At 46.1% G+C, this 4,122-nt stretch carries 5 protein-coding genes; 2 read left to right on the forward strand and 3 right to left on the reverse strand.

The genetic code is table 11. The features are described 5' to 3' along the window. Both B3D59_RS00460 and B3D59_RS00465 read left to right on the forward strand, forming a co-directional pair. The coding region (locus B3D59_RS00460; RefSeq protein ID WP_286817120.1) for an HNH endonuclease at positions 1–712 on the forward strand (712 nt) is incomplete at its 5' end. A 118-nt stretch (positions 713–830) separates the two neighbouring features. After that, positions 831–1,721, forward strand: a complete 891-nt coding sequence (locus B3D59_RS00465) for a DMT family transporter (RefSeq protein WP_286817121.1) — start codon at positions 831–833, stop codon at positions 1,719–1,721. Positions 1,722–2,031: 310 nt separating this feature from the next. On the opposite strand, the gene B3D59_RS00470 is transcribed toward B3D59_RS00465, so the two are convergent. From B3D59_RS00470 to B3D59_RS00480, 3 genes are all read right to left on the reverse strand, one after another. Beyond that, complete coding sequence (locus tag B3D59_RS00470) at positions 2,032–2,583, reverse strand: lipid-binding SYLF domain-containing protein (protein WP_286817122.1); 552 nt, start codon at positions 2,581–2,583, stop codon at positions 2,032–2,034. Positions 2,584–2,603: 20 nt separating this feature from the next. Further along, positions 2,604–3,095 carry a hypothetical protein gene (locus tag B3D59_RS00475; protein ID WP_286817123.1) on the reverse strand — a complete coding sequence of 164 codons (492 nt, stop codon included), beginning with the start codon at positions 3,093–3,095 and terminating at the stop codon, positions 2,604–2,606. A 312-nt stretch (positions 3,096–3,407) separates the two neighbouring features. Continuing rightward, positions 3,408–3,578 carry a hypothetical protein gene (locus B3D59_RS00480; RefSeq protein WP_286817124.1) on the reverse strand — a complete coding sequence of 57 codons (171 nt, stop codon included), beginning with the start codon at positions 3,576–3,578 and terminating at the stop codon, positions 3,408–3,410. Between the last annotated feature and the right edge of the window lie 544 nt (positions 3,579–4,122).

The raw sequence follows: 4,122 nt of genomic DNA on the forward strand, positions 1-4,122 counted from the left end.
AAAAATTTTAATGCGTTTGCCCTGCCGTGTTTGCGGTGCGCAAACAAAACTGCAATGCCATCACATTCGGCCACGAGCAAAGGGCGGGACAGACAAGCTCTCAAATTTGATGACGCTTTGTGACGTTTGCCATGATCGACATCATAAAGAGAGACTGCAACTTCCGAAACAAAAGAGTTCCTTTTATATGTCGGCAGCACATGTCCAGCAGGGGAAATACTATCTGCAAAGAGAGTTATCAAGGACAGCACCACTCTCTACGACTTATGGCTATATCACCGGTCATCATCGGAATAGAGCGGGAATCGAAAAATCGCATGTAAACGATGCGGTTGTCATCGCAGACAAAAATGCCATTCCGTTCGACGGGTATATCAAAACCAACCATGTGCAGTATCGAAAACGCAGTCTGCATGAATCCACCGCAAGAAAAGGAAGAAAAAGCCCTAATCGAACACAAAAACGGAATAACAAGAATGTCTTTACACTAAAAGGATTCACCCGCTGGGATACGGTACAGTACAAGGGACGGGTCGGTTTTATCTCTGGTTTTACCGGCAGTTCATCCTGCCGAATCATCGATATTTATGGGGAATATATCAAAAATCCGGAAAAAAAATATACGCAGGTCAACTTGCGGGAAGTGAGAAAAATACATGGGAATAGATCAACAGTTCGCTACTACGCCAATTCGTCCCCCACCGAATCATAGATTCGGAAGGGTACTCCTTGGCGGAAAAGTTGAAAAAGTCTGTGTGGTGTATCCCAATCTCCCCATTTATCCGGCCACAAAAGGGATTTAATAGAGGGTAAAACAGGAAAAGGAATTTATGGGGTCTGCCTTTGCTCTGGCATGTGCGTTTTTCTGGGCTTTTGCCGTTATCCTGTTTAAAAAAGCAGGAGAAAGCTTCTCACCCATTGCCCTGAATATGTATAAAAGTGTTGTGGCCATGGCACTGATCGGTCTGACCATGCTCGTCATGGGCATCCCTTTTTTCCCCGATGTGGTGCCGCGTGTATGGTGGATTCTCGGTCTGTCGGGATTATTGGGCATTACCCTGGCCGACATATTTTATTTTTCCGCCCTGAACCACCTGGGTGCCGGCATGGTGGCGGTGGTGGAGTGTCTGTATCTGCCCAGTGTACTCGGGTTTTCCTATATCCTTTTAGGCGAACGCATAGGCATTTTGGGGATCATCGGCAGTGGGCTGGTTCTTTGTGCCATTCTGGTGGGCGCTGCTGTTCCCCTAAATGATTTAAAACCCGGTATAATACGCAAAGGCCCAAATCTATGGGGACTTTGGGCAGGGTGCCTTGCCATGATGTTCGTAGCCCTGGGCATTGTGATTGCCAAGAATGTACTGGACCAGGTTGATGTATTCTGGGCCACCTTTATCAGGGTTACGGCCGGAGTAATCGGCCTTGTCCCCGTTGTGCTGTGCCACCCTGAACGCATGCGGTTTGTCCGCGAGCTTAAATTTTCAAAAGCCTGGTTCAATGCCTTGCCGGCAACGGTGAGCGGCAACTACATTGCCCTGGTACTCTGGATGGCGGGGATGAAATACACCACCGCATCCAGGGCTGCAGTCCTAAACCAGATGTCCACCATCTTTCTTTTTATCCTGGCCACGGTATGGCTCAAGGAAAAAATGACGGCCCAGCGATTGGCCGCCATTGTACTTGCGGTGGCGGGGGCTTATCTTGTCATTTTTAATTCATGAATCCTGATTATAACGGATTTGGGGGACCATGTTTAACTATTTGAATTTATTGTGGCTCGTTTTAAATCCTGCCCTGAATTGCGACCCCAAATAGGACAGAGAATTCATGCGCAATAACCAAGAAGCCTGAAAATAGGGAAGGACCAAAAAGCCGAATTAGTGGCCTCCCCCAAATCCGTTATAATCAGGATATTTAATGTATCTGCCAAATGGTATAGAACCGTATATTCGGGAAGCCCCGTCTGATCCGGTCTGCCGGATCAGACGGAGGCAGGGCCAGCCTGGATATCAGGTGACCCACATATTTACATCAGTTTATTTTAGAAATTTTTGTGCCCTGCAGTCCCATACCCCCCATCAGTCCTTTCTGGCTGAAAAAGAAGGCATAGACATCAGATTTAAGGGTTGTCGTGGACAAGTTTTTGCCGGCACCTTTATCAACCACAACAATGGCGGGACCTACGCCCAGCTCCCATCCTTTGGTCGATTTTATCCAGTTCAATGCATCATCGGTCATGAAAAACAGGGCATATCCGTATTTCTGTAGACCTGCCTGCAGGCCGTAGGACAGCTGGACCGTATTGAAGTGGCTGATCTGTTTTCCATTTGATAGAAGCACGCCTTCACCGTAATGCCCGCCTACGAGAAATCCACCTTTAACAATACTCGGGAAAACAAGTACTCCTTTTGCCGATTCACCCAGGATCCTGGCAGTATCCGACTCGGCGTACAAATCCGCCAGTGCAGCTGAGGCCATGTCTGCATCATCGGCTGCATGGATAGTGGCTGGGCCAATAATGGTTGCGGCCATCAGGGCCAGCAATGAGAGAAAAACCGTCATGTGGTATCCAAGATATTTCATGGTAATTTCCTTTTTGGTGATTACTGGTTGGTTGTTTTGATAAGGGGGATATCAGAGGCCAGCTTGTACATCAGTGCTGCATTGATCTTGTTTTCAATCTGATAGTACCGGACAACCTTGATATCGGGCAGAACACTTCTAAAATCTGGCAGGGACACCTGGCGAAGGGTCAGGCCCAAAGATTCAATGGCCATCATTTCATCCAGAAGTGCTCTTGCCTTATCTTCAGTCATGCCCGTGTTATAGGCACTGGCATAATCATCTATCAACCGCAGGGTTCTGGCCCGCAACAGAAAGAGTTCATGCTGGTAATGCTCGAACAGCGGCCAGAAGCCATCGGCCTCTGCTTCGGTTAACTCCATGTTTTCGGCGACCAACAGCCGTTTGTCCGCCAGTAATTTTTCAACCACAAACTGCATGTTACTGGCAGGTTTTTCCTCGGCTGCTGCCTGAAAAACCCATACCGTCATAAAAATCACCATAACAAGCAATACTTTAGTTTTTCGTCTCATTGGTCTCTTCCTTTTTATAAAATGGTTTTATCGCATAACCCGGATCTTTATATACTGCCTTAATGTATCTTTTCTGGTGTAGATACCAATATAAGGTCAGGTCAGTTAACCCGGCATCATCCAAAGATTATGAGTACATGGAATCCATCATCCAGCCTGGTTTCTTGCAAAGGTGATGAACTCCATGCCGTGTGATCGGTGAATACAATCAAAACGTACTTCCGGTGGTTCCATGGCCATCTCCAAAACCAGGAGTACCTTGGTAAATCTGTCTGAGTTAAGGTGCTTCAGAACATCTTCTTCTCTGTCCCATTATTGTTCAAACAGGATGGCGTGTGGGCTCTGAATACCACGATATAGCCGGCAGTCGATGCAGCCCGTTTCAACCTTGATTTGTTCAGTCATGGAACCGAGAATTTCAAGCGCCTCGGTTTCCCTGTCAACAGGGAAAAACATTCTGATGGTGGCATGGATCTGTTCCATAATTTTTCAAAATCTCCAGGGTGACAATCTAATTTGTAAATGATTTTCATCCACGAACTTGATAAAATAATGTTAGCAAAACCTGTGCCCAGTCAAAGAATATAAACTTGGCAATCGAAAACCTCGTTGTATCCTTGGCTTTACGAATATCTGCTTCTGACAGACAGGGGGAACCAGAGAGCCCAATTGCCGTTATTTAGGCATTTTGCAGTTATTTGGGCAGTTTTGTATAAATACTTGATTTAAATGATATTTTTTCTTAACAGGCAGAGTTTTTGTTTTTTGGGACGATATTTCGTCAGAACTGCACGAAAATTCAATTTTCAACTACCAGTAACTGATCAACATGTCATCAGACACTTGCTGAAGATCCGTCAAACCTGGCCTTGCTGGGATTTCATGCCGTATTCAGGAGAACCTTAATTCAAGCACACACGAATGCAATCCAGGGCAAAGAAACGGGCCATCCTGCATTGCGGGATGGTCAAAGGACATGGCAAAAAAATGATCAACGACAATTTTTTCCTGATTTTTTTCAACAGAG

The sequence above is a fragment of the Desulfobacter sp. UBA2225 genome (assembly GCF_002348205.1).
Classification (GTDB): domain Bacteria; phylum Desulfobacterota; class Desulfobacteria; order Desulfobacterales; family Desulfobacteraceae; genus Desulfobacter; species Desulfobacter postgatei.

Excerpts from the sequence above, each read along its gene's own strand:
- B3D59_RS00475 (WP_286817123.1), bottom strand. The coding sequence starts at position 3,095 with ATGAGACGAAAAACTAAAGTATTGCTTGTTATGGTGATTTTTATGACG.
- B3D59_RS00465 (WP_286817121.1), top strand. The coding sequence starts at position 831 with ATGGGGTCTGCCTTTGCTCTGGCATGTGCGTTTTTCTGGGCTTTTGCC.
- B3D59_RS00470 (WP_286817122.1), bottom strand. The coding sequence starts at position 2,583 with ATGAAATATCTTGGATACCACATGACGGTTTTTCTCTCATTGCTGGCC.
- B3D59_RS00480 (WP_286817124.1), bottom strand. The coding sequence starts at position 3,578 with ATGGAACAGATCCATGCCACCATCAGAATGTTTTTCCCTGTTGACAGG.